This is a genomic window from Saccharomonospora sp. NB11 (assembly GCF_015910535.1).
Lineage (GTDB): Bacteria > Actinomycetota > Actinomycetes > Mycobacteriales > Pseudonocardiaceae > Saccharomonospora.
This window is the reverse complement of the sequence record NZ_JACBJG010000003.1, coordinates 153,794-179,691: the sequence shown is the minus strand read 5'-3', so window position 1 is coordinate 179,691 and position 25,898 is coordinate 153,794. Positions and strand designations below refer to the sequence as shown.

The window sequence follows — 25,898 nt, the reverse complement described above, 5'->3', positions numbered from 1 at the left end:
GCTTCCGCGAGCGGCCCGGCTGCGCCGCGTTCGTGCGCGCGTCGAGTCACCGCGCGAGTTCTGCCAGTCGACGGTAGGAGTCGAGCTGGGCGGTGCGGTCGTAGGTGTTCATGGTGACCAGTACTTCGTCCGCTCCCGTGCGGTCGACGAGTTCCGACAGTTGCGTTCGGACGGTGGCTGCCGTGCCGTACACGTGTCGCTCCATCGCCTCGGCGAGCTTGGTCGCCTCGCGCTCGGTCGGGGTGGGCAGGTCGTCCGGCGACCGCAGTGGTGGAAACACGCCGCGGGTGCGTGAGTACACGAGTGACCAGGCTTCCGGCAGCAGCAGTCGCCGGGCCTGCTCCCGGGTGTCGGCCACGGCGACGGCCACGGACACCGTCACGTGCGGACGCGACCACAGCGAGGACGGCCGGAACTCCGCCCGGTACCGGTCGATGTGCTCGACCATGGTGTCCACACCGGACACAGAAGCGATGACGAGGGCGAGCCCGGTCTCGGCCGCGACCCGGGAGCCGGCCCCGGTCGCCAACACGAAGGCCGGGACGCGCAACCCCTCCGTCGGGTACGCGTGGACTCCGGGGTGGACGGTCGACGTCCCGGCGAAGTAGCCGAGTAACTCACGGATGTGCTCGCCGAACTGCTCGGCCTCCCGCTTACCCGCACCCAGGGCGTCGCGTTCCCGCCGAGTGAACCCGACCGACCGGCCGAGGCCCATGTCGATCCGGCCGGGATGGAGAGCCTCCAGCGTCCCGAACTGCTCGGCCACCACGAGCGGCCGGTGGTTGGGCAGCATCACCCCGCCCGTGCCGACGCGGATTCGACGGGTTCTCGCCGCGACTGTCGACGCGAGCACGGTGGGCGCCGAACCGGCGATGCCGGGCACACCGTGGTGCTCGGCGACCCAGAATCGGTGGTAGCCCCACTGCTCCAGCAGCCGGGCGAATTCCACCGTGTTCCGCACGGCGGTGGCCGCATCCTCGCCGTGGCGCACAGGCGACCGGTCGAGCACGGACAACGGAACCGGCCAACGTCGTCTCTCCATCGACGTGTGCAACGCCGGGGCGGGTGGGCCGATTCCGTTGCGGGAGCCGTCGTCAGGCGTGCTCGGCGAGGGCCAGTACGCGACGTGCCTGTTCGACGTGCAGGTTCTCCACCATCCGGCCGTCCACCGTCGCCACCCCACGCCCCTCGGCCATCGCCGCGTCGAAGGCGGCGACGACGCGGCGCGCGTGGTCGATCTCCGCGTCGGACGGGCTGAAGACGCGGTTGCAGGGTTCGAGCTGGCTCGGGTGGATGAGCGTCTTGCCGTCGAAGCCGAGCTGTCGCGCCTGGACGCACTCCGCTTCGAAGCCCTCGGTGTCGCGCACGTCGTTGTACACGCCGTCGAGCACCGGCTTGCCCGCGGCGCGTCCGGCGAGCAGACACAGCGAGAGGCTGGTCAGCAGCGGCGCCCGGCCCGGCACCGCCTCGGCATACAGTTCCTTGAGCAGGTCGTTGGTGCCCAGCACCAGGACGGACAGCCGGTCGGACGCCGTCGCGATCTCCTGCGCCCTGAGCACGGCGGTCGGTGTCTCGATCATCGCCCAGATCGTCGTGCGGTCCGGCGCTCCTGCGGCGGACAACGCGGCCTCGACGGCGTGGACGTCGGCGGCCGAGTCGATCTTCGGCACCACCACGGCGTCCGGACCGGCCTGCGCGGCGGCGCGGACGTCGGCGTCGTGCCACGGCGTGTCGAGACCGTTGACGCGGATGGCTACCTCCCGTTGCCCGTACGGGGCCGCGGTCACCGTCTCGCACACGCGACGCCGGGCCGTCTCCTTGGCGTCGGGTGCGACCGAGTCCTCCAGGTCGAGCACCAGCGCGTCGGCGGCGAGCGTCGCGGCCTTCTCCACGGCGCGCTCGTTCGCTCCGGGCAGGTAGAGAACGGAACGGCGTGGCCTCACGTGTCCTCCTCGTGCCGTGCGGGCGGCGTTCGTCCCCGGCACCCTACGACTCCGCGGCCGGACGGGGTGGGCGGGCACCGTCGTCGACCGTTCGGCCGCATGTCACCCATACGGCCGCACCGCTCGACCGAAGTCGTCCGACCGCCCATCGACCGATCACCGACTGTTGGGCGCCGCCGATCGCAGGTACGGGCTGAAGACACACCTGGCGCCCGTTTGCGCTGGTACTCAAATCACGTGCCGTTTCGACACGGCACCGGCACACAGCGGACTTCAGGGAGGCGGACTTCGTGGCGGTATCACCCGGGCAGACCGCGACAACGAGCGGATCGAACGACGTTCGGTCGATCTCCGGTCGCATCGCGCCCACACTGGAACTTCCCGCCAACCCCGCTGACCTCGCGAAGCGGGCCGCCCCGCTGCTGGGGTGGCAGGGCACGGTGCTGCCGCAGCTGACGCTCTTCGGGCGCCGCGTGTTCGTCGTGGCGCGGCTGCGCCCCGAGGCGCACGCCGAACGCATCGCCACGGGACTGCGGCCGATGACCGACCGGGCCACCGTGGCCACGTGGGCGTGGCCGGAGTTCGCCCGACTCGCTCCGCCGCCCGCCGTCCACATCGCCGGAGTGCTGGCCGTGGCCCGGCACTGGCGGACGGGAATGGCGGCGACGGTGCCGTTCGCTCGTTACGGAGAGGCGGCGATGGTGCTGCCCGGCACGGCGACGTTGAGCCACGACTACGTGGACAACTGCCTGCCGAGGGCCCGGATGTACGGGCTCGGCGTCGTGGCGGCGGACGACGATGCCAACGTCGACCTCGACGTCGCGTGCGGTGACGACCGCATCAACCTCGGGTCGGACGAGGTGTGGCGGTGGGTCCACGAGGTGGCCTACGAGCGGCTGCTCGCCTGCGAGGCGGCCGGGGCGCTGGCCTGATCACGTTCCGCTGCCCGAGGCGGTGAGGGCGGCTAGTGTCGGCCTCATGCGAGTCGTCATCGCCGGAGGACACGGCAAGATCGCGCTGCGCCTGGAGAAGCTGCTCGCCGAGCACGGCGACACCGGCGTGGGCATCATCCGCAAGCCGGAACAGGCCGCCGACCTGCGAGACATCGGCGCCGAGCCGGTCGTGCTCGACCTGGAGAACGCGTCGCTCGACGAGGTGATCGAGGCGGTGTCGGGCGCAGACGCGGCGGTCTTCGCCGCAGGTGCCGGGCCGGGCAGCGGGGTGGCGCGCAAGGACACGGTCGACAAGGGCGCCGCGGTGCTGTTCGCGGAGGCCGCCGAACGCGCCGGGGTCCGTCGCTTCGTCCAGATCAGCGCGATGGGTGCGGGCGACGAGATCGACGCCGACGTCGAGGCCAGGGTGGGCGAGGTCTTCGCGGCCTACCTCCGGGCCAAGGCGGCGGCCGAGCAGGACCTGCGTCGACGCGACCTCGACTGGACGATCCTGCGTCCCGGACGACTCACCGACGACCCCGGTACCGGCCTGGTGCGGCTCGCCGACGACGTGCCGCGCGACGACGTGCCGCGCGACGACGTCGCCGAGGTGGTGCGGCTCCTGCTGTCCGACACCACCACCTACGGGCGCACCCTTGAACTGACCTCGGGCAACACGCCCGTCGCGGAGGCGCTCGAACGGCTGTGAGCGCCGGACAGGCTCAGCCGACCGGGCCGAGGACGCGATCCAGGTAGGCGTTGCCGAACACGCCCTGCGGGTCCAGCTCGGCGCGGACGCGCCTGAAGTCGTCGAACCTCGGGTAGAGCTCACGCAGCCGGTCGGCACCGAGCGGGTGCAGCTTGCCCCAGTGCGGTCGGCCGCCCACCGAGTCCGCGATCTCGGCGAACGCCTCGAAGTACTCCTCGTAGGGCATGCCGACGTACTGGTGCACGGCCACGTAGGCGGAGTCCCGGCCGTAGGCGGTGGAGAGCCAGATGTCGTCGGCCGCGGCCACGCGGATCTCCGCGGGAAAGGCCACCGGATGCCGCAGCGTCGGGACGAGCGCGCGTAGCCGGTCGAGCACGTCGAGCAGGGACTCGCGGGGCACCGCGTATTCCGACTCCACGAAGCGAACGGTCCGTCGGGTCGCGAACACGCGATGAGCGGCATCGCTGTAGCGACGAGTGGACGACGCCGATGCGGCGAACGCGCCGAGTGTGGGGACGAGCCGCGGGACGGCCCGGCCCAGCCGACAGAGCGCGCCGAACGCGACGTTCTCCATGAGCGTGTAGTCGACGAACCGGCGGACCGCCGACAGCGGGCGAGCCGGGGTGCCTGGGGCGCATCGGGTGTTGCGCTTGACCAACGCGGTGCGGCCGTAGGGGAACCAGTAGAACTCGACGTGGTCCTCGCGGTCGGCGAGCTCGTCGAAGGACGCCAAAACCTCGTCGAGCGGCAACGGACCCTCGTGGGCCTGGAGCACGAAGGCGGGTTCACAGCGCAACGTCACCGAGGTGATGACGCCGAGCGCGCCCAGGCCCACGCGAGCGGCGGCGAAGAGGTCGGGCCGCTCGTCGGGGGAGCAGCGCACGAGCGAGCCGTCCGCCGTCACGAGTTCCAGGGCCGCCACCTGGGTGGCGAGTCCGCCGAAGGCGGCGCCCGTGCCGTGGGTGCCGGTGGAGATCGATCCCGCGACGGTCTGGGCGTCGATGTCGCCCAGGTTGGTCATCGCGAGGCCCAGCATGTCGAGCAGCGCGTTCAGGCGGCGGAGGGTGGTGCCCGCGCGGACGGTGACCAGGCCGGTCTCCACGTCGGCCGAGACGAGACCCGACAGGGCGCCGAGGTCGACGGCGTCGCAGCCCGGGTCGGTCGCGGCGATGGCGGTGAACGAGTGGCCGCTGCCCACTGGTCGGATTCGGCCGCCACGGTCGGCCACAGCGGTCACGACGGCGCGTAGTTCGTCGATGTTCGACGGGCGGTGAATCCGTCGGGGGTGCGTCGATGCGGTCCCCGCCCAGTTCGTCCACGGTGTCACCGGGCCTCCTCAACGTTGTGGCCACGATAGGTGAATGAGATTCGCGTTCACAAGGTTCCTGCCGTAACGTTCGAGGGGTGAACGCCTTCACCGCCGCGCCGTACGACCACGCGACCCGGGACCTCGACCCGCCCTTCGCGGTGGTCGACCTCGACGCCTTCGACGCCAACGCCGACGACCTCGTCAGGCGTGCCGGTGGAGTTCCCGTCCGCGTCGCGAGCAAGTCCGTGCGCTGCCGTGCGTTGCTCGAACGCGTGCTCGCCAAGCCGGGGTTCTCGGGCCTGCTCTGCTACACCCTTCGCGAGGCGCTGTGGCTGTACGAGCGCGGTACCTGCGACGACCTGGTGGTCGCCTACCCCACCACCGACCGCGCGGCCCTGCGGTCGCTCGCGGCCGACGCCGCTGCGCGTTCGGCGATCACGATCATGGTCGACTCGGTGGAGCAGCTCGACCTCGTGGACGCCGTGCTCGGCCCCGACCACCCCGACCTCCGAGTCTGTCTGGAGTTCGACGCCTCGTGGCGGCCGTTGCCGGGTGTCCACGTCGGGACGCGCCGGTCCCCGGTGTTCACCCCGCGGCAGGCCGTGCGGCTCGCCCGCCACATCGTCGAGCGGCGTGGCTTCCGGCTGGTCGGTGTGATGGGCTACGAGGGGCAGATCGCCGGGCTTCCGGACGGTGACGCCGGTGTGCGCGGGGCGGTCGTGCGCTGGATGCAACGACGCTCGGCGGCCGAACTGACGCGGAGGCGAGGCGCCGTCGTGAGTGCCGTCCGTGCGGTGACGGACCTGGAGTTCGTCAATGGCGGCGGGACGGGGAGTCTGGAGTTCACGCGCGCCGATCCGTCCGTCACCGAGGTGACGGCGGGCTCCGGCCTCATCGGACCGACGCTGTTCTCCCGCTACCGACGGTTCTCCCCGCGTCCGGCGGCCATGTTCGCCCTGTCCGTGGTGCGGAGGCCGAACCGTCGGACCGTCACCCTGGCCGGGGGCGGGTACGTCGCGTCGGGCCAGGCGAGCGCGACCCGACTGCCTTCGCCGTTCCTGCCGTCCGGACTGCGGCTGCTCGCCGTGGAGGGCGCGGGCGAGGTGCAGACGCCGGTCACCGGCCACGCCGCCCGCAGCCTCGCCCTCGGCGACCGCGTGTGGTTCCGCCACGCCAAGGCGGGAGAGCTGGCCGAACACTTCCCGGAGTACCACCTCGTGTCGGGTGACCGCGTCGTGCGCACCGTCGCCACCTATCGCGGCGAGGGACAGTCCTTCGGCTGAGGCGTCGACCTCACTCGCCGAACTTCCCCGCCAGATAACCCTTGATCAGCGCCTTGGTCTCGTCGATGACGGCCTGGTCGCCCTGAGGGTCGAGCCGGAAGGCGTACTTCAGCAGCCCGTCGGCGGCCTCCACCGCGATCGAGATCGGCAGCGTGGCCTCCTCCGGTGGCACGTTGACGTGCGCGGTGAGCAGGCCCGTGAGCGCGTCGATGATGACGCGGTTGTTCGTGCGCCCCTCGTCGAGCAGTTGCAGGTCGACCACGTCGCCGAAGTGCACTGTGGAGAATCCCGGCACCTGGCGGTGCATGGTGAGGTAGATGTCGAGCAGCGAGTCGACGACGTCCCACCAGTGGCGCGGGTCGAGGGAACTGAGGCGTTCGTTGACGGCGGCGATGAATCGTTCGAGGTTGCGTTGGGTCAGCGCCTGCACCACGGCCCGTTTGTCCGGGAAGAACTGGTACAGGGAACCGACGGCCACGCCCGCGCGCTTGGCGATGAGCGTGGTGGTCAGCCCTTCGTAGCCGATCTCGTCGAGCAGTTCGGCGCTCGCGTCGAGCATGCGTTCGACCCGCCTGGCGCTGCGTTGCTGGACCGGCTGTCGGCGGAGAGGTGTCGCCGCTTGCGTCACCGATTGGTTCTCGGACACGTCGTGCTCCTTGCTGTGCAGGTCAGCGACTCTAGCGCGTCCACATTCGCGTTCACCGTCGAGTGAATGCCTTGTGCCACAAGGGAAATCGAGCGCACGTGGGGCCGTAGGCCGGTGCCGGTCGGGGGGAGGGGGAGTGCAACGGCACCGGCCCACGGTGTATCGGGGCCGCACCACGGGCGGGGATCTCGCGGTGTGCGATGTGGAGTTGTCGTCCGAGAAGGGGCTCCGCGGATCAGCCTCCGTGGAGCGGTGAGGAACCGGCGGCCGAGCTCGTCACGCTCGGGGGTACGCACGACCCGGCCGCCGGCGATCGGGTCCGCCCTGAGGCGGAGGGAAGGGGAGGGGTCCGTGTCACCGGCCCGCGCCTCCCACGAGAGCGTGCTTGCCGCTCGGCTGCGCCGTCGCGCGCCGTCCGGTGTCCGGCACGGAGGGCGCCGAGCGGGGTGCGGGTGGCATGCCGGCCGAGGCGCGGCGAAGTCTCCGGGTGCGACGGGAATCCTGGAAGTGGGCCAGTCCACCCGCCACCAGGTGGTCGTGGGCGACCTGCCACACCGAGCACGGCGCCTTGCAGCGGTGCCAGCGGGTGGAGCAGGTCGGGCAGTCGCCTCGCTCGTCCGGCTCGTGGGCGGAGAGCATCACCCGCCACCCTTCGGTCAGCCGAGGCAGCTCGGAACGGGCCGCCGAGAGCAGCGCCGGTGAGTCGGTCTCGTTGGCGAGCTCGGCGAGCATGTCGAGACGCTCCCAGACCGCGTTGCGCAGTACCTGCCCGAGTATTTCGTCCACCTGGCCCTCACCGTCGCCTTCCCGCCAGTTCGGCGGCTTCGTTCAGTGCGGCCCGGAGTTGGCCGAGCTGGCCGGCTGACAGCCGCGCGGTCTCCCCGGGTGGTCCGACGAGGACCACCTCGCCGTCGTCCACGTAGACCGTGAGACACCGGTCGCGGCTGATCAGATCTCCGCACTGCACGCGCCAGACCACCTGGCCGCCTTCGTAACGTCGCCCCGAGTCGAGGTAGGGATCTGTCGTGCTCGACGGCGCGATGGCCCGGCGCGTGGGCTTGTCGGGACCGCGGAGCGTGGACACCGTGTCGGTCCCAGCAGAGCCTGCTGCGATCGAATGCACGTCCACCACGCCCTTCGTCGATCCCGTCGTTCGCGGTTGTTCCTTCCGGCGGTGACTGCGGACCGTGTTCGGTCGGCCACTCACCTCCTGCCCATACCTTGCGGGGAAATGGGCGGGGTGAGAAGCCTCGGTGGGTTCGCCAGCGGCGACCGGCCCGAGCTGAACGCCGAACGGTCGCCCGAGTTCGGTCCGACCGATCAAAGCCCCACTTCCGGGTTTCGCACGGTTCAATGGGCGTTGCTTACGCTGCACACCGACGCCCGACGGGACTGTGGAGGGGCGGACATGGACGCCAACGAGGACGCGAAGCAGGGGCGCATCAACCCCGAGGTCTGGGAAGCCCGCGACATGCGTGACGCCCTGGCGAACCGCAACATCAGCGAGGTCTACCGGCAGCTTCGGATGCACGGCATCTCGCAACGCCAGATCGCCGCGATGACCGGCCAGTCGCAGTCCGAAGTGTCGGAAATCCTCAAGGGCCGCCAGGTCATGGCCTACGACGTGCTGTCCCGCATCGCCAAGGGTCTCCGCATCCCCAGGGGATACATGGGTCTCGCCTACGACGAGGCCACGCAGAACCAGGTCGTCGGTGACGGCGACGAGCAGCAAGCTGAGGAGGACGAGTCCGTGAAACGACGGAAGTTCCTCGCACACGCCGCCCAGGTCACGATGGGGGCCGCGGTGTTCGGCCCCGCCTCAACGGCGTGGGCGTCGAGCCCCGGCAGGACCCCGGCACCGGGGCGGATCGGGATGACGGACGTCCGCCAGGTGGAGGCGGCGACCCGGGCGCTGCGAGCGTTGGACTACCAGTACGGCGGCGGTTTCTGTCGTGACGCGGTGGTGGCCCAGCTCTCGTGGGGCCAGCAGATGCTCCAGGCCAGCGGCTCGGAGAAGGTCAAGTCCCGGTTGTACGTGGCGTTGGCGGATCTGCACAGCCTCGCGGGCTGGACGTCGTTCGACATCGACCTGGTCGACTCGGCGCGCAACCACTTCGCGCAGGCGCTCGAACTCGCCAAGCAGGGCGACAACCACCCGCTCGTCGCGAACATCCTCTACCGCATGGGCAGGGTCTACCTGCACCAGGACGCCCCGAACGACGCGCTGAAGCTGTTCCAGCTCGGGCAGCTCGCCGCGCATGAGTCGGGTTCGGAACTCGCGGTGGCGGTGTTGTGCGCCAACGAGGCGTGGGCCTACGCGGCGATGGGCAACGCGGAGCAGGCGATGAAGCTGCTCGGCCGGACCCGGGACGAGTTCCAGCGCGCCGACGTGGCCAACGCCGAGTCGTGGGTGAAGTTCTTCGACGAGACCGACGTGCACGCGATGATCGGCACGGTGCACACGACGCTGGCGCAGCAGGTCGACCCGTCGCACACCCGCTACGCCATCCCGGCGCTGCGCAGGGCCACCGACGCCTACGGCGACGACATGGCGCGGAGCAAGACCTTCAGCCTCAGCATGTTGGCCACCAACCACATGCTGGAGGGCGACATCGACCACGGTGCGAAGATCGGTGGCAAGGCGCTGGACTGCGCCGAAGGGCTCAAGTCGGCCCGGGTGAAGAAGCGGATGGAGCCGTTGCGGCAGGAGGCGCTGCGGCGCAGCAACAACAGCGACGCCCGCGACCTCGCCGAGCGGATGACCGAGTTCTTCTCCTGAGCGTGGTCGGCCGGGTGTCGCCGCCGCCGGGCGGGCGGTTCGCGAGGCCGGCACTGGACGACGTCGTCCGCGAGGTGTGCGCGTCCATCGGTCTGGACCACACGGACGCCGTGTTGCTCCGTTTCACCAACAACGCGGTGTACGACCTGGCCCGCGAGGCCGTGGTGGTGCGCGTCGTCGGTTCGCTCGCGCTGCGGCGTCGGGCCGACACGGTGGTCCGGGTGGCTCGGCATCTCGCAGAGCACGGTGTCCCGGCCGTCCGTCTCGTGGAAGATCTGCCGCAACCACTGGACGTGCGCGGCTACGCGGTGACGGTCTGGCACCGGGTGAGTCCGACCGGCGGCACGGCGAGTCCGGCCGAGCTCGCGGACCTGCTCGGGGCGATGCACGCGGCACCGCCGCCGCCGGACGTCCCACGGTGGACGCCGTTGGCGGACGTGCGCGCCCGGATCGCGGACGCCGAGGAACTCGACCCCGCCGACGAGCGGTTCCTGCTGGACCGGTGCGCCGACGTCGAACAACGGCTGCGCGAGCTGGACTTCCCGCTGCGCCCGGCACTGGTGCACGGCGACGCGCACCTGGGCAACGTGATCGTGGGTGAGCGGGGTCCGGTGCTGTGCGACTTCGACTCCTCGTGTGTGGGGCCCGCCGAGTGGGATCTCGTTCCGCTCGCCGTCGGGCACGAACGTTTCGGTGATCCGCCCGACCGGTACACGGAGCTGGCGAAAGGCTACGGCTTCGACGTCCGGGACTGGGACGGCTTCGCGGTGCTCAAGGCGATCAGGGAGCTGAAGCTCACGACGAGCGTGCTGCCGATCGTCCGTAGCCAGCCCGCCGTGAGGGCCGAACTGGCGCGCAGACTCGCCGATCTGCGCCACGGGCGCCCTCGCACTCGTTGGAACCGGTACCGCTGAACGGCCGCACTCGCGGTTTTCCCGCCCGCTCGGCGTCGTCGACGTGCTAGCGGAGCGCGTTCGCCGACGGTTGGAGGCCGTTCGCCGCTTCGCCCCGACGCGCGGGCGAGGCGGGTTGTGCATCGCGAGTTCGGCCCTGCCGAACTCCGCTGGTGTCGCACGTCACACGAGTGGGGTGCGGGAGAGGACCGCGGCGAGGCCGTAGGCGAGTCCCATCACGGAGAGTTCCACGACGGCGAACGTGGCCAGGGCCGTGCGTCGGTGCCGGACGACGCCGGGCATGAGCTTCCAGCGCGTGTAGCCGCCGAGCGCGGCGACTCCACCGAGGGCGACGGCCTTGCCGAGGAGGAGTTGGCCGTACGAGGTGGTGAACAGTCCCGGCCACAGCTCCACGGTGGGGTGCTGCACGAACTCGGCCACCCCGTTCAACAGGCCGGTGGCGGCCACGACACCGAGGCAGACGGTGGCGAGGCGCGAGAACCGCGGCAGCGCGACTGCCAGCAGGCTCCGGTTCCGGGCCGCCAGCGCGATCAGCGCGCCCAGGCCGCCGGTCCACGCGACCGCGCTCACGATGTGGAGTTCGAGCAGCAGCATGGCGTACTCGGCGAAGTGCGAGTCGCCCGCGTGGCCGGTGACCGGGAGCGGGAACAGTGCGAACAGACCGGCACCCGCGACGAGTTCGGCGGGGACGCGGCGGCCGAGTCGCATGGCCGCGAGGGCGAGCCCGAGCTGCAGCAACGTGAACCCGGCGACCACCAGCAGCGCCTTGCCCGCCATGACGGTCTCGACGTAGGAGCGCAGGTCGGACAGCGACACCGCGTCCGTGCCCGGCCGGTACTCGGCGGCCTGCAACACGAGGCTCGACAACGCGGCGAGCGCCCACACCAGCGCCGAGATCGCGACGCCGAGGCGGGCCTGCGCGAACACGGTCGCGGCAGAGCCGGGAGGGCGGTCGCCGGCCAGCAGTGGGAGGATCGCGCACCCCACGGCGGCGACGGCGGCCAGGTCGAGCACGGCCCTCGCGACGGGGAGGCCCACGCGCACCGCGGTGTCCACCTGCGCGATCCCCACCACGGGCGTGGTGGTCGTCAACGCCAGGCCGACCAGAACTCCCGACAACGCGGCCGTGACCACCGCGATCACCGGCGCGAGACGCGGTGACGACGGGGACGCGGTCGCGGGCCTGCTCACGCTGGGAAGCCTACGCATCGACGGGGTGTCGTTCGACCGCCACGTGGCCGACGAACAGCGCCGTGACCGGGGGATTAGCGGGGGCCCGAACGGGCAACCTCAGCCGAACCAGCAGGCACGTTGACCGACGGTGGTCGATCGGACGAGATTGGCGATCAGGTGCGAGACGAGTCGCAACAGGACAGCGAAGCCGGTCCCGAGGCACGTGCCGAGACACCCGACGGCGCGGCCGACACCGCGCGGTCGACCGTCGTGGCGGACCGGCCCGCCCGGACCGACCGCGTCGTCTTCGGGGTGGCGGCCGTGGTGGCGCTCGCGATCGTGGCCTGGGGAATCGCCTCGCCCGGCAGCCTCGCCACGGTGGCCGACACGGCGTTGAACGACGCCGTCATCCCCTACGGCGGTTGGGCGTTCGTGCTGACCGCGAGCGGGTTCGTCGTGTTCGCGATCTGTCTCGCCATCAGCCGTTACGGGCGAATCCCGCTGGGCAGGGACGACGAGCGACCGGAGTTCCGCACCTCGTCGTGGGTCGCGATGATGTTCAGCGCCGGCATGGGAATCGGACTCATGTTCTTCGGCGTCTACGAGCCGGTGGCGCACCTCGCGAGCCCACCACCCGACACGGCGGCCCCGAACTCCGACGAGGCGGTCCACCTCGCGATGGCCACCACGCTGTTCCACTGGACGGTGCACCCGTGGGCCATCTACGCCGTGGTGGGGCTCGCCATCGCCTACAGCGCCTTCCGCAAGGGGCGCAGCCAGCTCATCTCGGCGGTCTTCGCGCCGCTCATCGGCACGCGGCGCGCCGAGGGGCCGTTGGGCAAGGCCATCGACATCATGGCCATCTTCGCGACGTTGTTCGGGTCGGCGGCCTCCCTGGGCCTGGGTGCGTTGCAGGTCGGCGGTGGTCTGGCGGCGGTGGGATGGACGGACAACCCCGGCACCGGCCTGCTGGTGGCGATCATCGCGGTGCTCACGGTGGCGTTCGTCGCGTCGGCGGTGTCGGGTGTCGCCCGAGGCATCCAGTGGCTGTCGAACATCAACATGGTGCTCGCGGCCGTCCTGGCCGTGTTCGTCCTGGTGGTCGGGCCGACGGTGTTGATCCTGAACTTCGTGCCCGGCGCGATCGGCGACTACTTCCGCGAGCTGCCCGCGATGTCGGGTCGCACCGGTGCCGTCGGCGGCGACGCGATGCGGGAGTGGCTCGCGGGGTGGACCGTCTTCTACTGGGCGTGGTGGATCTCGTGGGCGCCGTTCGTCGGCATGTTCATCGCCCGTATCTCGCGGGGCCGCACGATCCGGGAGTTCGTCGTCGGAGTCATCGCGGTGCCGAGCGTGGTGAGCCTGATCTGGTTCTCCATCTTCGGCGGCGCGGCGATCAGCCGACAGCGGGCGGGTGTCGACATCGCCGGGACGGGGGCCAGCGAGGCCGCCACGTTCAAGCTCCTGGAGACCCTGCCGTGGTTCCTTCCCATCGCGATCATCGTGATGCTGCTGGTGTCGATCTTCTTCGTCTCCGGCGCGGACGCGGCGTCGGTGGTGATGGGGACGCTGTCGCAGCGCGGCACCGTCGGGCCGCACCGGAGGGTCGTGACGTTCTGGGGCGTGCTGATGGGCGCCGTGGCGGCCGTGATGCTGCTGGTGGGCGGTGACGACGCCCTCACGGGGCTGCAGAACCTCACGATCCTGGTCGCGGTGCCGTTCGTGCTGGTCATGATCGCGTTGTGTGTCTCGCTCTACAAGGACCTCAGCCGCGATCCGCTGGTGGTGGCCGAGGACGAGGTCATGCGCTCGCTGCGCGCGCTGCACGAGGAACGCAAGGCCGAACGAGCCAGGGAACGCCGACGGCGAGGTCGCCGGTAGCGACTCGACGAGAAGGGCCGGGCCCGCGTCGAGCGGAACCCGGCCCTGGTGCGTCGGTGTCGCTCAGTCCTGCGAGCGACCCATGCGCAGTGCCACCACGAGGCCCGCGACGAGCAGGACTCCCGCGCCGACGAGCCACACCCACACGGGCACGCCCGTGGAGTCGTCGTTCGCGGCCCGCGCGTCGTCCGAGGGGGACTGGGCCTTGCTCTGTTCACCCGGTTGCGGCTGTCCGGGTGCGGCCTCGCCCGTCTCCGGCGACACCGAGTCGGGTGTCCCGCTGGCCTCGCCGGGGCCGGGCTGGGTGAGGGTGAACCGGATCTCGTCCGACACCGGGTGTCCGTCGGCGGACAGGACCCGGTAGCCGATGACGTACTCGCCTTCCGGGCCGAGAGGACGCAGCGGTGCGGTCACCGTGGTGCCGTCGACCTCGACGGCACCGTCGACCCACGCGTCACCGAGCGGGCCCGTCACGGCGATCTCGTTGACGTCGGCGTCCTGGACCGGCTGGTCGAAGGTGAGGACCACCTCGGTGGGTGCCGTGTCCAGCTCGTCGCCCTCGGCGGGGTTCGACGACACGAGCACGTTGTGTGCGGACGCGGGCAGTGCCGTCGCCAGCACCGTGAACAGCGCGACCGCCGAGGCGGTGACGAGCGTGGCGATTCTCCTCATGACCGACCGGCCTTCCTCACTCGCAGGGCGGCGCCGAGTCCGAGGCCGAAACCGAGCGCGCCGAGCGCGAGCCCGGCCCCGCCGAGCCAGCGCGCGGTGTCGTCGGTGCCGTCGCTCGCCGCGGCGGTGTCCTCCGAATCGGCCTGCGCCGCGCCGCCGTGGCCGTGTCCGTGGCCGGACGACTCGGCGAGCGTGACCACCGGGGCGGGGCGTTCCGGTTCGCCGTCCTCGGCGGGTGGTTCGTCCCAGGCCACGACGGTGCCGTCGGAGTAGGTCTGGCTGGTGGGCAGCACGAGGGTGTCCACGTCGTCGGGCAGTGCGCCGAGAACGACCTGGAACTCCTCGTACGAGGTGGTGCCCGCGGCGATCTCGTGGCCGTCCTCGGCCGTCCAGGTGACGCCGGTGACGACGTCGTCGGTCTCCGTCACCTCCGCGGTCCAGCCGGGCACCGGCTTGGTGCGGGCCGAGGTGATGCCGTACTCGGCGGGCACGGTCAACGCCACCTCGGTGGTTCCCACCTTCTCGTCCTCGTTCGGCACCCGCAGGACGATGGCGCCGTAGCCGCCCTTCTCGGGGGCGTCCCCGTAGACGTTGGCGGTCACGTGGGCCGAGGCCACACCACCGGTAACGAGCAGGCCGGTCACGGCGACGGAGCCGAGCACGGCGGCTCGCGCCTTGAATCGATTTGTCGACACTCTCTCTCCTGAATTCGTCGATGGACCACGCGGAATCAGGAGAGCGCGGGTGGGCCGCGTCGCGGGTGTGCCCGTCGCAGGTGGACGGAGTACGCGCAGTCGCCCTCCGCGCTGCGCACGACGGCGCCCGAGACCACCCGAGGCACGGGCGGGAGGACGTCGGTGACCAGCACCCGCAGCGCCGACAAGGCCGACGCGGCGACGGCGAGCATGGCCTCGGCGTGCGTCAGGACGACGGCCGTGGCCAGTGTCGCGACGGTGTGTCCGGCGAGCATGCCCACACCGCCGACCTGGTGACCCGACAGTTCCCCGAGCACGAGGTGCGTCGCGGCCTGGGCGCTGCCGAGGACGACGACCACGCCGCCGATCCCCCGCGTCCGGTCCGCGACGGCCGTGGCGATCCACGCGACGAGCACCGTGATCGCCGCCGTGGAGAGCAGGTGTGGAGCGTGCCCTCCCCCGAGCAGGTGAGCTGTCACGCCGAGCGTCGCCGAGCAGCTCGCGAGCAGGACACCACGGACGCCACGCATCACGTGTCGGGTCCTTTCGCGCCTGCTCATGCGGCCAGCCTATGGGATCGGGAGGATGAGACGAACGACTCCGAAGGTTGCCGATTCTGCGCCGTTCGTGAATCGTGTTTGGGCCACTGACATGTGCGAAGCGACGTGAGCGGGTGGTCCGTTGAATCTGTTCGAGTACGTGGCCGATCGGTGGGACCGGCTGTCGCTGCAGGCTTTGCTGCACGTCAGCGAGGTGGTGCAGTCGACTCTGCTCGCCGCGGTCATCGGTGTGGCGATCGGGGTCGCGGTCTACCGGAGCCCCGTCGGCTCCGCCGTCGCGACCGCGTTGGCGAGCACGATCCTCACCATCCCGTCGTTCGCCCTGCTGGGTCTGTTGATCCCGGTGTTCGGGCTCGGAGCGACGCCGACGGTGATCGCGCTGGTGTTGTACGCGTTGCTGCCGATCACCCGCAACACGATCGTGGGGCTCGCGGGGGTCGACCCGGCGGTGACCGACGCGGCCAAGGGCATCGGCATGAGCCGCCTCGGTGTGCTGACCAGGGTGGAGCTTCGCCTCGCGTGGCCCGCGATCCTGGCCGGGATGCGGGTCGCGACGCAGATGTTGATGGGAATCGCGGTGATCGCCGCCTACGCGAAGGGGCCCGGACTCGGCAGCGAGGTGTTCTCGGGGCTCACGCGGGCGGGCAGCGCCAACGCGACGAACCAGGCGCTGGCCGGAACGCTCGGCGTCGTCATCCTGGCCCTCCTGCTGGAGGGCGTCTACTTCCTGATCGCTCGCCTGACCGTTTCGAGGGGTATCCGTGGCTGACACACCGAGTGGTGCCGAGATCCAGTTGGAGCACGTCACGAAGCGCTATCCGGGAAGTGCGGAGGCGGCCGTCGAGGACGTGACCATGACGATCCCCGCGGGGAAGATCGTCATTCTCGTGGGGCCTTCCGGCTGCGGGAAGACCACCACCATGCGCATGATCAACCGCCTGATCGAGCCGACGTCCGGCCGCATCACCATCGGCGGCGAGGACGTGATGTCGCTCAACGGTGACGTGCTCCGCCGCAAGATCGGTTACGCCATCCAGCAGGCCGGGCTGTTCCCGCACTTCACGGTGGCGCAGAACATCGGCGTGGTGCCGGGCCTGTTGAAGTGGGACCGCAAGCGCATCGACGCCCGGGTCGACGAGCTGATGGACCTGGTGGGGCTCGACCCGGCGGAGTTCCGCGACCGCTATCCGCGGCAGCTCTCGGGTGGGCAGCAGCAGCGGGTCGGGGTCGCCAGGGCACTCGCGGCCGACCCGCCCGTGCTGCTCATGGACGAGCCGTTCGGCGCGGTGGACCCGATCACCCGAGGCAGCCTCCAGGACGAGTTGCTGCGACTGCAGGAGAACCTCCGCAAGACGATCGTCTTCGTGACCCACGACTTCGACGAGGCGGTCAAGCTCGGCGACAAGATCGCGGTGCTCGGACAGAAGTCGTCGATCCAGCAGTACGACACGCCGGAGGCGATCCTGGCCAACCCGGCCAACGACATGGTGGCCGGGTTCGTCGGCGCCGGGGCGTCGCTCAAGCAACTGACGTTGCTGCGGGTACGGGACGTGTCGTACAGCAACGATTCCCTCACGGCGTCGGTCGACGAGTCGCCGTCAGACCTGCGCGCCCGCATGGCGGAGAAGCGGGCGACGTACGCGCTCCTGCTCGACGGTCGCCGTCGACCAGTGCGCTGGGTGCACGTGCGGGAGCTGTCGTCGGCCACCTCGCTGTCGGCGGTGGGACGGCCCATCGGTGACTCGGTGAGCACGGCGTCCACGCTGCAAGACGCCCTGGAGGCGATCCTCGCCGAGGGCGGCAACGCCGTGGTCACCGGATCGCGAGGCGAATACGTCGGCACGATCGACATCACGACCGTCACCGACACGATCCAACAACTGCGCACCGAGCACGTCGAGTCGGAAAGTGCCCAGTCATGACGTCCACGGAGCTGATCGAGCCCTCCACCGAGGCGGCGAGCCGCCGCGCCGACCGCATCCGCCTGTTGGCGCAGCCCGCCGTCGTCGTGGTGATCGTCGCGGCCGTGGTGACGTGGGCGTTGACGAGGGACAACGACGTCATCGAGGCGGAGTCGCTCAACGCCCCGTTCCTGTTGACGAAGACGTGGGAGCACCTGCTGTTGACCGCCGTGGTCACCGTGATCGTGGTGGCGCTCGCCCTGCCGCTCGGCGTGGTGCTCACCCGACGCTGGGCCCGTCCCGCGACCCCGGTGTTCATGGGCATCGCCAACATCGGCCAGGCGGCGCCGGCGCTCGGCGTGCTGGTGCTGTTCTTCCTGTGGAGCGAGTGGGAGGGACTGTGGGCCGCGGCGTTGCCCATCGCGTTCTACTCGTTGCTCCCGGTGCTGCGGAACACGATCGTCGGCATCGAGTCCGTCGACCCCACGCTGGTGGACGCGGGGCGAGGCATCGGCATGTCGTCGACGTCGGTGCTGTTCCGTATCGAACTGCCGCTGGCGGTGCCGCTGATCCTCGCGGGGCTGCGCACGTCGCTCGTGCTCGCGGTGGGGACGGCCACGCTCGCGTTCTTCGTCAACGGCGGCGGGCTCGGTGAGCTCATCGACGCGGGTTACAAGCTGAACCGCACCGCGGTGCTCGTGGTGGGCGCCGTGCTGTCCGTGGGCGTCGCCCTGCTCGTGGACTGGCTCGGGGCGGTGCTGGAGAAGTACTTCGGACCGAAGGGACTCTCATGAGGCGTGGCGCGAACCGACGACGCGTGCTGTGCGCGGTGCTGGCCGCCGTGTCGCTGCTGGTGAGCGCGTGTGGCCTCAACGTCAACGCGGCGCTGCCGTACGACGTGCAACCGGGGTCGATCCCGCACATGCCGGAGCTGGAGGGCGTCGAGATCGTGGTGGGGTCGAAGGACTTCACCGAGAACGTCGTGCTCTCCTACCTCACGCAGCTCACGTTGAAGGCGGCCGGGGCGAGTCCCGTGGACCTCAGCAACATCGCGGGTTCGAACGGCGCGCGGGCGGCGTTGCAGAACGGCCAGATCGACGTGATGTGGGAGTACACCGGCACCGGCTGGCTGTCGTACCTCGGCGAGGAGGAGCCGATCGCCTCGGAGGAGGAGCAGTACGAGGCGGTGCGCAAGGCGGACCTGGAGCGCAACGGCCTGGTGTGGCTGCCGTACTCCGACGTCAACAACACCTACGGCTTCGCGACCACGGAGGACTACGCGCAACGCCACGGGCTGTCGACGATGAGCGACGTGACGGAGTTTCTGAAGCAGAACCCGCAGGAGGCCGAGTTCTGCCTCGACACGGAGTTCGTCAACCGGCCGGACGGCATGCCGGGCGTGCGCGCGACGTACGGACTCACCGTGACCGAGACCAAGATCTTCGGGTCCGGCGCGATCTACGCGGCGGTGGTCAACGGCACCTGCAACTTCGGCGAGGTGTTCACCACCGACGGCCGGATCGCGGGGTTGAACCTGCGGGTGATGGAGGACGACAAGCGGTTCTTCCCCCAGTACAACGCGGCGGTGACCCTGCGCGAGGAGACGCACGAGCGGTACCCGCAGATCGCGGAGGCCCTGGCCCCGGTGTCGGAGGCGCTGAACAACGAGGAGATCACGGAGCTGAACAAGCAGGTCGACGTCGACGGCCGGGACGCGGCCGAGGTGGCCAAGGACTGGCTGGTGGAGAAGGGCTTCATCACGGTCGACTGACGCGGGGAGCAGATCCGTGCCGTACGAACCGGTCGTCGTGACCCGGGGGAGCCGTCAGCGTGGCGTGCCCACCCCGAGGCGGCGCAGTACCTCCAGCTCGATGACGTCGAGTTCGGCGCCGACGGCACGGTGGGCGGCCTTGCGGCGGGCCACGGGCATGTGCTCGGCGGCCCGCACCGACGCCGTGAGCTGCTCCAACGTCGAACGGCTGCGCTCGACGAAGTCGCGGTCGCCGTCCGTGGCTCGCTCGGAGTCCGCGAGCTGCGTCAACGCGGTCGATGCACCCGCGATGCGGGCCAGCAACGCGCCACCGCGACCGCTGTACTCGGAGAGCTGCCCGACGTCGACACCGAGGCGTCGCGCCTGCTGCCGGTCGTACACCTCGCGCACCGCCCCGGCCGCACGGAGGACGAGCGGCGCGACCGCGGGAACCACGGCGGGCACCAGGACCTTCGCCACGCGCACGGCGTTCTTCGCCTTCTTCGGCGTGAAGTCGAGGTCGTCCTCGGCCACGCCGTGCGCCCGCTTCGCCCTGCGGCCCATCATCCCTCCATCGCCGTCCGGGTACCGATCTTCTCCCGTGAACTTACTGTTCGCGCAGGAACCGGGCACGTCGGCTCCATGTCGGTGGGCTCTCATACAGTGAAAGGCATGTCTGTCGAGGTGTTGTTGGACGCGGGGGTCGTCACGCGGTGTCGCCGTCGCGTACACCTCGACCACGATCCGACCATGCGCGACGCGGAACTCGCGCCGCCCGATCCGGCCTCCGAGCAGCGGATCGCCGACGCCCAGGCACACCGGGCCCGCATCGCCGAATGGTTGCGTGCGGAGACGGAGGGAAGCTGGGCGGAGATCCCCGCCGAGCTGAGCGGCAGGGAGCGCGCCGAGCTGACGTCCGCCGCGTTGCGAGAGGGCGTGGCGTTCGTCTGGGGAGCCACGTTCCCGGCCGACCGCGACGGTGGTCGACGGGGCGGCATCAACCTGCTGGTGCGGACGCCGAGCGGGTACGTGCCCGTGCTGGTGGTGCGGCACCGCATCACCGACCCCGGCGAGGGGGCTCGCACCACGGTGCTGCCGGATGTCGACCCGGCGCACGTGGAGGCGGACCCGAAGCGCAAGGTGCGGTCGCATCCGCGTGACCAGCTCCGGCTGGCCCACACGCGACGGTTGCTGGAGGCCGCGGGGTACGCCGAGACCGATCGGGCGTTGGGTGGAGTCGTCGGGCTGGACGCCGACGTCGTGGTGTGGCACGACCTGACGGCGCCGACCTGGCCGGGTGGCCGCAGCGCGCTGGAGGAGTACGACGCGCGGTTCGCCGACCGCCTTGCCGTGGCGCGTGCGGCGGCGTCCGGAGAGGAGGCGCTGGCGGAGCCGTCGCGCATCCTGGAGTGCAAGCGGTGCCCGTGGTGGCCGGTGTGCGAGGCGGACCTGACGCGCACGCGGGACGTGAGTCTCGTCGTGCGCGGGGAGGACGCCGCGGAGCTGCGCCGCGCCGGTGTGTCCACGGTGGACAAGCTGGCCGCGCTCGACCCCGCCGACGAGCCGCCGATCCAGTGGACCGGCACCAGTTTCGACGACGCCGTCGTGCTCGCCCGCGCCTGGCTTGCCGATCTCACGGTCGTGCGCCGGGTCGAGACGGTGCGGGTGCCGCGCGCCGACGTCGAGGTGGACATCGACATGGAGAGCTTCGGCGACTCCGGCGCGTACCTGTGGGGTTGCCTGCTCAGCGGGGCCGACATCGGCGTCGAGCAGGGCTATCGGGCGTTCGTGACGTGGGACCCGCTGCCCACCGACGACGAGGCGCGCTCGTTCGCGCGGTTCTGGGCGTGGTTGTCCGACGTGCGGGCGAGAACGGAGGCGGCAGGGCTCACTTTCCGCGCCTACTGCTACAACGCGCTGGCGGAGAACCGGTGGCTGTACGCGTCGGTCGACCGGTTCGCGGGCGTCGACGGTGTGCCGACCCGGGCGGAGGTGCGGCGGTTCGTCGAGTCCGACGAGTGGGTCGACCTCTTCCGCAGCGTGTCCGAGCAGTTCCTGTGTTCGCGGGGCAAAGGACTCAAGGTGGTCGCGCCGGTCGCCGGATTCACCTGGCGCGACCCCGAGGCGAGCGGTGAGGCGTCGATGCGGTGGTACCGCGACGCCGTCGGCATGGACGGCAACCCTCCCGACGTCACTCAGCGGGAGCGGTTGTTGCGCTACAACGAGGACGACGTGCGGGCCACGTACGCGCTCCGCGTGTGGATGACCGACGAGGCCGCGCACGCCGTTCCGTTCATGGGCGAGCTGTAGCCACTCAGCGCGGCGCCATGCGCAGCGCGCCGTCGAGGCGGATGACCTCGCCGTTCAGGTAGTCGTGCTCGACGATGTTCAGGGCGAGCTGCGCGTACTCGTCCGGCGTGCCGAGGCGCTTGGGGAACGGCACGGACGCGGCGAGGCTCTCGCGGAATTCCTCGGTGATCCCGGCCATCATCGGGGTGTCGATGATGCCGGGCGCGATGGTCATGACACGGATGCCGCTCGACGCGAGGTCGCGGGCCGCCGGGATCGTCATGCCCGCGACGCCGCCCTTGGAGGCGGAGTAGGCGATCTGCCCGATCTGGCCCTCGAAGGCGGCCACCGACGCGGTGTTGATCACGACGCCGCGCTGTCCCTTGTCGTCGACCGGCTCGGTGGCGGCCATCGCCTGGGCGGCCAGGGTCATGACGTTGAAGGTGCCGACGAGGTTGACCTCCACGACCTTGCGGAACAGGTCGAGGTCGTGCGGTCCCTTCTTCGACAGGATGCGGGAGGCAGGCCCGATCCCGGCGCAGTTGACGACCACGCGCAGCGGAGCGCCCGACTCGGTCGCCGCGTCCACGGCGCGCTGCACCGCGGCGGCGTCGGTGACGTCGGCCTCGACGAACGTGACACCCTCGGTGGCCTCGGCCTTGGCGATGGAGGACTCGAGGTCGGCCGCGAACACCCGGGCTCCCTTCGCGGCCAGTGCCTTCGCCGTCGCGGCGCCGAGGCCGGACGCCCCACCGGTGACGATGGCCGCGGTGTTGGCGATCTGCATGTTCGCGTCCCTTCTGTGGTCGTGACACTTTCGACAATTGCCGCCGACGTGACGGTGGCCATAGGTTAACGGGCGTTCGCGTCGTCGCCGGTCGAGTGTGCGCGAGGCGACTGTCAGTTAGTTGTAGGTACGAAGTGATCACCCGTATGGTCGACACCGTGTTCACGTCCAGACCAGAACTCGCCGGCACCCACGGCATGGTCGCCACCACGCACTGGCTTGCCTCGGCCACCGGCATGGCCGTCCTGGAGGACGGCGGGAACGCCTTCGACGCGGCTGTCGCGGCCGGCTTCGTGCTCCAGGTCGCCGAGCCGCATTTGAACGGACCCGCTGGTCAGGTCCCCGCCCTCTTCGTCACGGCGCAGGACCGCACCCCGCGTGTGCTCTGCGGGCAGGGCGTCTCCCCCGCCGCGGCGACGCCCGAGCACTTCACCGAGCTCGGTCTGGACCTCGTCCCCGGCTCCGGTCTGCTCTCCGCCACCGTCCCTGGGGCATGGGACGCGTGGTTGCTGCTCCTGCGCGACCACGGCACCAAGAACCTCCGGGACGTGCTGAAGTACGCGATCTCGTACGCCTGGAAGGGCGTGCCGGTGGTCAGCCGCATCACCGACACGATCGACGCCGTCTCCGAGCTGTTCGTCCACCATTGGCCGACCTCGGCCCAACTGTGGTTGCCCGACGGTCACCCGCCCACCCCCGGGTCGCTGCACCGCAACCGGGCGTTGGCGCGCACCTGGCAGCGCCTGCTCGGCGAGGCGGAAGCGCATGCCGGGCGCGAAGCGCAGATCGACGCCGCCCGGCGCGCCTGGTCGCACGGCTTCGTCGCGGAGGCCATCGACGAGTTCAGCCGCAGGCCGTTCCGCGACGACTCCGGTCGCGACCACGCGGGTCTGCTCACGGGCGACGACCTCGCCTCGTGGGAGGCCACCTACGAGGACGCGGTGATCACGGACTTCGGCGAGTGGAGTCTCGTCAAGTGCGGTGCGTGGACCCAGGGGCCCGTGCTCGCCCAGCAGTTGCGGCTGTTGGAGGGCTTCCGGGACGAACTCCGCTACGTCGACGGCAGGCCGGACGCCCGCACGGTGCACCTGGCCACCGAGTGCGCGAAACTCGCGTTCGCCGACCGGGAGGCCTACTACGGCGACACCGACGTCGACCTGGAGACGTTGCTGTCGTGGGACTACGCCGAGAGCAGGCGCGCGCTCGTGGGCGACGAGGCGAGTGCCGAGCTGCGACCGGGTGGGCCGAACCCGAAGCTCCCGGCCGTGCTGGAACGGACACGTGGCGAGCAGGCGGGTACCGGAGCGGTCGGCGAGCCCACCGTGGACCCCGCGGGCCGCACGCGCGGCGACACCGTGCACATCGACGTGGTCGACGCCGAGGGCAACATGATCTCGGCGACGCCGTCGGGCGGGTGGCTGCAGTCGTCGCCGACCATCCCCGAGCTGGGATTCTGCCTCGACTCACGGGCACAGATGTTCTGGCTGGAGCAGGGACTGCCCAACTCGTTGGCCCCCCGCAAGCGCCCCCGCATCACACTCTCGCCCTCGATGGCGCTGCGCCACGGCGAACCGACGATCGCGTTCGGCACGCCGGGCGGCGACCAGCAGGACCAGTGGCAGCTCTGCTTCTGGCTGGCCCACACCGTCGGCGGGCTGAACCTTCAGGAGTCCATCGACGCGCCCGCGTGGCACACGACGGCGTTCCCGAGCTCCTTCTACCCGAGGTCGTGGCAGCCGAGGGAGCTGGTCGTCGAGTCGCGCCTCGGCCAGGACACGATCGACGAACTCCGCGAGCGAGGACACGACGTGGTGGACGGCGGACCGTGGGCGCTCGGCAGGCTCTCGGCCGTCTCCCGGGATGCGGCGTCGGGCATCCTGCGCGCGGCGGCGAATCCGAGGGGCATGCAGGGCTACGCCGTCGGCCGCTGACCCGACACCCTCAGGCGGTGGGGTCCTCGGAGAGGATCCAGTACTCGGCGAACCGGTCGCCCGAGATCCGCAGCAGGTCGTGGCCGTGGAAGGTCACCGGTCGTCCTCCGAAGCGGCCTCGTCCGCTCCATCGGGCGGCGACGAGGTCGTCCTGCACGATCGGACCGACGACCAGCTCGAACCTGCTGTCCGTGATCACCTCGCGACCCTGCCGCACCACTGCGGCGAGCTCGGCGGGACCGTGCACGAACCCGGGCCGACCAGGCCAGTGCCCCACGAAGTCCGGGGTCACGATGGCGGCGGCGGCCTGGTCGGGGTCCTTTCCGTTCCACAACTCGGCCAGCCATCGCCGATACAGCTCGGTCGCGTCCATGCCCTCATGGTGCGCGGTGAGCTGGGGGGCTGCCGGGGACCCTCGCGCCACCGGTGGCCCGACCGGAGCCGGAAACACGTGTGCCTCCCGCGCGACGGCACGGGAGGCACACGGCGACTGTCCGGGTCGGACGTCAGGACTGGGTGTAGGTCGGCGGAGCGTGGTTGACCTGCTGCTCCAGGAGTTCGCTGAACACCGGCTCGACGTTCTTCCGGCCCTCACCGAAGACGTCGACGATGATGACGCGGTCGTACAGGACGTAGACGGCGCGGAAGACGCTGTCACCCGACGCGCCCGCGGCGAAGACCTGCACGCCCTGCATGGAGAGCTCGCGCTCCGCAGGGATGCCACCTTCCTGCTGCGCCATGCCGTACTCGGTGGCGACAGCGACGGCGTCGTCCTCGCTACCGACCTCGATGGCGTACAGGCCGATGGTGATGTCGTCGTCGATGGTGCTCTTCAGCAGGCCGTCGTCCATGTCGGCGTCGCCGAGCGCGTCCACCACGGTCTGCGGCAGCATGTCGCCGTTCTTCTCGAGGAACTTGTAGTCGAACGGACCGCTGCCGGGGCGTTCCTTGCCGGGCGGATCGATGAGTGCCGCGTCGTTGTCCGGCGGCTCCTCCTTCGGAGGCGGCGGCTTCGGCAGCGGCGTGCTGGTCGGCGTGACCGGCGGCGGCGGTTGCTGCTGCGACTGCGACGGATTCGCGGGGCCGGCGTTGTTGCTGCTGTCGCCCGAGATGAACAGGAAGTACACCGCGACGCCGATGCCCGCGACCAGCAGGGCCGCGACCACCGACAGCAGCACCTTGCGGCCCTTGCCGGTCGACTCGGTGTCGTCGAACGACTCGGGGCCCTGGCTGACACCCCATTCCTGGCTGCCCTGCGGGGTCAGCGGGGGGAAGTCGCCCCCGCCCCACGGCGGCGAGGAGTCCTCCTGCGCGGCGTTCCACGGTTGACCCTGAGGCTGCGCGAAGCCGCCGGGGGGCGAGGCCGTGGGCTGCTGGAACCCGCCAGGCGGGGACGCCGGGTATGCCTGGCCGCCCTGCTGTTGCTGCTGCATCTGCTGCATCTGCCAGGGCGAGACGGCCTGGGTGCGCTCCGCGCCCACGTCGCTCGGCGACACCACCTGGGTGGCCTCGGGAGCGGGTTGCTGACCGGACTGCTGCTGGGAGCTCGAAAGTGGTGCGATGACCTGCGTCGAGTCCGCGTTGCTCGGCTCGGACGTCTCCGCCTGTTCGGGCGAGCTCACCGCGGAGGAGAGAATCTGGTCACGACGGGTGCGGTACTCGTCCGCGGAAAGGTTGCCGGACGCGAGACTCTCGTCCAGCTTGCGTAGCTCTTCCTGCCAGGTCACCCCCGGCCCCCCTTCGG

General features: G+C 70.8%; 26 protein-coding genes. 12 read left to right on the top strand and 14 right to left on the bottom strand.

The genetic code is table 11. The features are described 5' to 3' along the window. Window positions 1-46: 46 nt before the first annotated feature. Together JAV51_RS05355 and JAV51_RS05350 are read right to left on the bottom strand one after the other, a co-directional pair. Entirely contained in the window at window positions 47-1,042 is a 996-nt protein-coding gene (locus tag JAV51_RS05355; protein WP_197319507.1) for an LLM class flavin-dependent oxidoreductase, read from the bottom strand. A 52-nt stretch (window positions 1,043-1,094) separates the two neighbouring features. Beyond that, the gene (locus JAV51_RS05350; protein ID WP_197319506.1) at window positions 1,095-1,943 is read right to left on the bottom strand and encodes a CoA ester lyase; all 849 of its coding nucleotides are present in this window, start codon (window positions 1,941-1,943) and stop codon (window positions 1,095-1,097) included. A 290-nt stretch (window positions 1,944-2,233) separates the two neighbouring features. Here JAV51_RS05350 and JAV51_RS05345 point away from each other — a divergent pair, with 290 nt between their 5' ends. Both JAV51_RS05345 and JAV51_RS05340 read left to right on the top strand, forming a co-directional pair. Beyond that, complete coding sequence (locus JAV51_RS05345; RefSeq protein WP_197319505.1) at window positions 2,234-2,875, top strand: hypothetical protein; 642 nt, start codon at window positions 2,234-2,236, stop codon at window positions 2,873-2,875. 46 nt (window positions 2,876-2,921) lie between these two features. Beyond that, window positions 2,922-3,584 carry an NAD(P)H-binding protein gene (locus JAV51_RS05340; protein ID WP_197319504.1) on the top strand — a complete coding sequence of 221 codons (663 nt, stop codon included), beginning with the start codon at window positions 2,922-2,924 and terminating at the stop codon, window positions 3,582-3,584. Window positions 3,585-3,597: 13 nt separating this feature from the next. Here JAV51_RS05340 and JAV51_RS05335 read toward each other — a convergent pair whose 3' ends face one another. Further along, window positions 3,598-4,911 (bottom strand): D-arabinono-1,4-lactone oxidase, encoded by a 1,314-nt coding sequence (locus JAV51_RS05335; RefSeq protein WP_197319503.1) that lies wholly within the window; start codon window positions 4,909-4,911, stop codon window positions 3,598-3,600. A 77-nt stretch (window positions 4,912-4,988) separates the two neighbouring features. Here JAV51_RS05335 and JAV51_RS05330 point away from each other — a divergent pair, with 77 nt between their 5' ends. Then, window positions 4,989-6,176 (top strand): amino acid deaminase/aldolase, encoded by a 1,188-nt coding sequence (locus JAV51_RS05330; protein ID WP_197319502.1) that lies wholly within the window; start codon window positions 4,989-4,991, stop codon window positions 6,174-6,176. 10 nt (window positions 6,177-6,186) lie between these two features. On the opposite strand, the gene JAV51_RS05325 is transcribed toward JAV51_RS05330, so the two are convergent. The 3 genes from JAV51_RS05325 to JAV51_RS05315 form a co-directional block, all read right to left on the bottom strand. Continuing rightward, on the bottom strand, window positions 6,187-6,822 hold the full coding sequence (locus JAV51_RS05325) for a TetR/AcrR family transcriptional regulator (RefSeq protein ID WP_197319501.1): 636 nt from the start codon (window positions 6,820-6,822) through the stop codon (window positions 6,187-6,189). A gap of 354 nt (window positions 6,823-7,176) precedes the next feature. Next, the gene (locus JAV51_RS05320; protein ID WP_197319500.1) at window positions 7,177-7,608 is read right to left on the bottom strand and encodes a hypothetical protein; all 432 of its coding nucleotides are present in this window, start codon (window positions 7,606-7,608) and stop codon (window positions 7,177-7,179) included. 7 nt (window positions 7,609-7,615) lie between these two features. Continuing rightward, the gene (locus JAV51_RS05315; protein WP_197319499.1) at window positions 7,616-7,954 is read right to left on the bottom strand and encodes a hypothetical protein; all 339 of its coding nucleotides are present in this window, start codon (window positions 7,952-7,954) and stop codon (window positions 7,616-7,618) included. 276 nt (window positions 7,955-8,230) lie between these two features. Here JAV51_RS05315 and JAV51_RS05310 point away from each other — a divergent pair, with 276 nt between their 5' ends. Both JAV51_RS05310 and JAV51_RS05305 read left to right on the top strand, forming a co-directional pair. Then, on the top strand, window positions 8,231-9,601 hold the full coding sequence (locus JAV51_RS05310; RefSeq protein WP_197319498.1) for a helix-turn-helix transcriptional regulator: 1,371 nt from the start codon (window positions 8,231-8,233) through the stop codon (window positions 9,599-9,601). Window positions 9,602-9,603: 2 nt separating this feature from the next. Next, window positions 9,604-10,515 (top strand): aminoglycoside phosphotransferase family protein, encoded by a 912-nt coding sequence (locus JAV51_RS05305; protein ID WP_307845741.1) that lies wholly within the window; start codon window positions 9,604-9,606, stop codon window positions 10,513-10,515. Window positions 10,516-10,677: 162 nt separating this feature from the next. Here JAV51_RS05305 and JAV51_RS05300 read toward each other — a convergent pair whose 3' ends face one another. After that, window positions 10,678-11,724, bottom strand: coding sequence for a copper resistance D family protein (locus JAV51_RS05300; RefSeq protein WP_197319497.1), 1,047 nt, complete (start codon window positions 11,722-11,724; stop codon window positions 10,678-10,680). A gap of 141 nt (window positions 11,725-11,865) precedes the next feature. Between JAV51_RS05300 and JAV51_RS05295 the strand changes: the two genes are divergently transcribed. After that, window positions 11,866-13,569, top strand: coding sequence for a BCCT family transporter (locus tag JAV51_RS05295; protein WP_307845740.1), 1,704 nt, complete (start codon window positions 11,866-11,868; stop codon window positions 13,567-13,569). Window positions 13,570-13,632: 63 nt separating this feature from the next. Here the strand turns inward: JAV51_RS05295 and JAV51_RS05290 are convergent, their stop codons facing one another. The 3 genes from JAV51_RS05290 to JAV51_RS05280 are packed head-to-tail and all read right to left on the bottom strand — an operon-like array spanning window position 13,633 to window position 15,496. Beyond that, complete coding sequence (locus JAV51_RS05290) at window positions 13,633-14,241, bottom strand: copper resistance CopC family protein (RefSeq protein ID WP_197319495.1); 609 nt, start codon at window positions 14,239-14,241, stop codon at window positions 13,633-13,635. Continuing rightward, entirely contained in the window at window positions 14,238-14,936 is a 699-nt protein-coding gene (locus tag JAV51_RS05285) for a YcnI family protein (RefSeq protein ID WP_197319494.1), read from the bottom strand. Before JAV51_RS05285 ends, JAV51_RS05290 begins: the two co-directional genes overlap by 4 nt. Before the next feature lie 35 nt (window positions 14,937-14,971). After that, on the bottom strand, window positions 14,972-15,496 hold the full coding sequence (locus tag JAV51_RS05280) for a hypothetical protein (RefSeq protein WP_197319493.1): 525 nt from the start codon (window positions 15,494-15,496) through the stop codon (window positions 14,972-14,974). A 121-nt stretch (window positions 15,497-15,617) separates the two neighbouring features. Here JAV51_RS05280 and JAV51_RS05275 point away from each other — a divergent pair, with 121 nt between their 5' ends. From JAV51_RS05275 to JAV51_RS05260, 4 genes are read left to right on the top strand one after another with little or no spacing between them, the layout of a single operon-like run. Continuing rightward, window positions 15,618-16,265 (top strand): ABC transporter permease, encoded by a 648-nt coding sequence (locus tag JAV51_RS05275; RefSeq protein WP_197319492.1) that lies wholly within the window; start codon window positions 15,618-15,620, stop codon window positions 16,263-16,265. Further along, window positions 16,258-17,418, top strand: coding sequence for an ABC transporter ATP-binding protein (locus tag JAV51_RS05270; protein ID WP_197319491.1), 1,161 nt, complete (start codon window positions 16,258-16,260; stop codon window positions 17,416-17,418). Before JAV51_RS05275 ends, JAV51_RS05270 begins: the two co-directional genes overlap by 8 nt. Further along, complete coding sequence (locus tag JAV51_RS05265) at window positions 17,415-18,191, top strand: ABC transporter permease (protein ID WP_197319490.1); 777 nt, start codon at window positions 17,415-17,417, stop codon at window positions 18,189-18,191. The genes JAV51_RS05270 and JAV51_RS05265 overlap by 4 nt, the downstream gene beginning before the upstream one ends. Continuing rightward, window positions 18,188-19,168 carry a glycine betaine ABC transporter substrate-binding protein gene (locus JAV51_RS05260; RefSeq protein WP_197319489.1) on the top strand — a complete coding sequence of 327 codons (981 nt, stop codon included), beginning with the start codon at window positions 18,188-18,190 and terminating at the stop codon, window positions 19,166-19,168. The genes JAV51_RS05265 and JAV51_RS05260 overlap by 4 nt, the downstream gene beginning before the upstream one ends. 54 nt (window positions 19,169-19,222) lie before the next feature. On the opposite strand, the gene JAV51_RS05255 is transcribed toward JAV51_RS05260, so the two are convergent. Beyond that, window positions 19,223-19,711 (bottom strand): DUF6474 family protein, encoded by a 489-nt coding sequence (locus JAV51_RS05255; protein ID WP_197319488.1) that lies wholly within the window; start codon window positions 19,709-19,711, stop codon window positions 19,223-19,225. A gap of 108 nt (window positions 19,712-19,819) precedes the next feature. Here JAV51_RS05255 and JAV51_RS05250 point away from each other — a divergent pair, with 108 nt between their 5' ends. Then, window positions 19,820-21,457 (top strand): TM0106 family RecB-like putative nuclease, encoded by a 1,638-nt coding sequence (locus JAV51_RS05250; RefSeq protein ID WP_197319487.1) that lies wholly within the window; start codon window positions 19,820-19,822, stop codon window positions 21,455-21,457. Window positions 21,458-21,461: 4 nt separating this feature from the next. Here JAV51_RS05250 and JAV51_RS05245 read toward each other — a convergent pair whose 3' ends face one another. Next, window positions 21,462-22,223: an SDR family NAD(P)-dependent oxidoreductase gene (locus tag JAV51_RS05245; protein ID WP_197319486.1), complete on the bottom strand. Its 762-nt coding sequence runs from the start codon at window positions 22,221-22,223 to the stop codon at window positions 21,462-21,464. Between the two features lie 146 nt (window positions 22,224-22,369). Here JAV51_RS05245 and JAV51_RS05240 point away from each other — a divergent pair, with 146 nt between their 5' ends. Next, window positions 22,370-24,154, top strand: a complete 1,785-nt coding sequence (locus tag JAV51_RS05240) for a gamma-glutamyltransferase family protein (RefSeq protein ID WP_197319759.1) — start codon at window positions 22,370-22,372, stop codon at window positions 24,152-24,154. A gap of 10 nt (window positions 24,155-24,164) precedes the next feature. On the opposite strand, the gene JAV51_RS05235 is transcribed toward JAV51_RS05240, so the two are convergent. Next, complete coding sequence (locus JAV51_RS05235; RefSeq protein WP_197319485.1) at window positions 24,165-24,527, bottom strand: ester cyclase; 363 nt, start codon at window positions 24,525-24,527, stop codon at window positions 24,165-24,167. Window positions 24,528-24,660: 133 nt separating this feature from the next. Further along, window positions 24,661-25,881 (bottom strand): SHOCT domain-containing protein, encoded by a 1,221-nt coding sequence (locus JAV51_RS05230; protein ID WP_197319484.1) that lies wholly within the window; start codon window positions 25,879-25,881, stop codon window positions 24,661-24,663. Between the last annotated feature and the right edge of the window lie 17 nt (window positions 25,882-25,898).

What these genes read in the sequence shown, in the direction of transcription:
- JAV51_RS05245 (WP_197319486.1), bottom strand. Translation starts at nt 22,223, where the DNA reads ATGCAGATCGCCAACACCGCGGCCATCGTCACCGGTGGGGCGTCCGGC.
- JAV51_RS05255 (WP_197319488.1), bottom strand. Translation starts at nt 19,711, where the DNA reads ATGGGCCGCAGGGCGAAGCGGGCGCACGGCGTGGCCGAGGACGACCTC.
- JAV51_RS05290 (WP_197319495.1), bottom strand. Translation starts at nt 14,241, where the DNA reads ATGAGGAGAATCGCCACGCTCGTCACCGCCTCGGCGGTCGCGCTGTTC.
- JAV51_RS05310 (WP_197319498.1), top strand. Translation starts at nt 8,231, where the DNA reads ATGGACGCCAACGAGGACGCGAAGCAGGGGCGCATCAACCCCGAGGTC.
- JAV51_RS05340 (WP_197319504.1), top strand. Translation starts at nt 2,922, where the DNA reads ATGCGAGTCGTCATCGCCGGAGGACACGGCAAGATCGCGCTGCGCCTG.
- JAV51_RS05235 (WP_197319485.1), bottom strand. Translation starts at nt 24,527, where the DNA reads ATGGACGCGACCGAGCTGTATCGGCGATGGCTGGCCGAGTTGTGGAAC.
- JAV51_RS05300 (WP_197319497.1), bottom strand. Translation starts at nt 11,724, where the DNA reads ATGCGTAGGCTTCCCAGCGTGAGCAGGCCCGCGACCGCGTCCCCGTCG.
- JAV51_RS05250 (WP_197319487.1), top strand. Translation starts at nt 19,820, where the DNA reads ATGTCTGTCGAGGTGTTGTTGGACGCGGGGGTCGTCACGCGGTGTCGC.
- JAV51_RS05265 (WP_197319490.1), top strand. Translation starts at nt 17,415, where the DNA reads ATGACGTCCACGGAGCTGATCGAGCCCTCCACCGAGGCGGCGAGCCGC.
- JAV51_RS05355 (WP_197319507.1), bottom strand. Translation starts at nt 1,042, where the DNA reads ATGGAGAGACGACGTTGGCCGGTTCCGTTGTCCGTGCTCGACCGGTCG.
- JAV51_RS05260 (WP_197319489.1), top strand. Translation starts at nt 18,188, where the DNA reads ATGAGGCGTGGCGCGAACCGACGACGCGTGCTGTGCGCGGTGCTGGCC.
- JAV51_RS05280 (WP_197319493.1), bottom strand. Translation starts at nt 15,496, where the DNA reads ATGAGCAGGCGCGAAAGGACCCGACACGTGATGCGTGGCGTCCGTGGT.
- JAV51_RS05240 (WP_197319759.1), top strand. Translation starts at nt 22,370, where the DNA reads ATGGTCGACACCGTGTTCACGTCCAGACCAGAACTCGCCGGCACCCAC.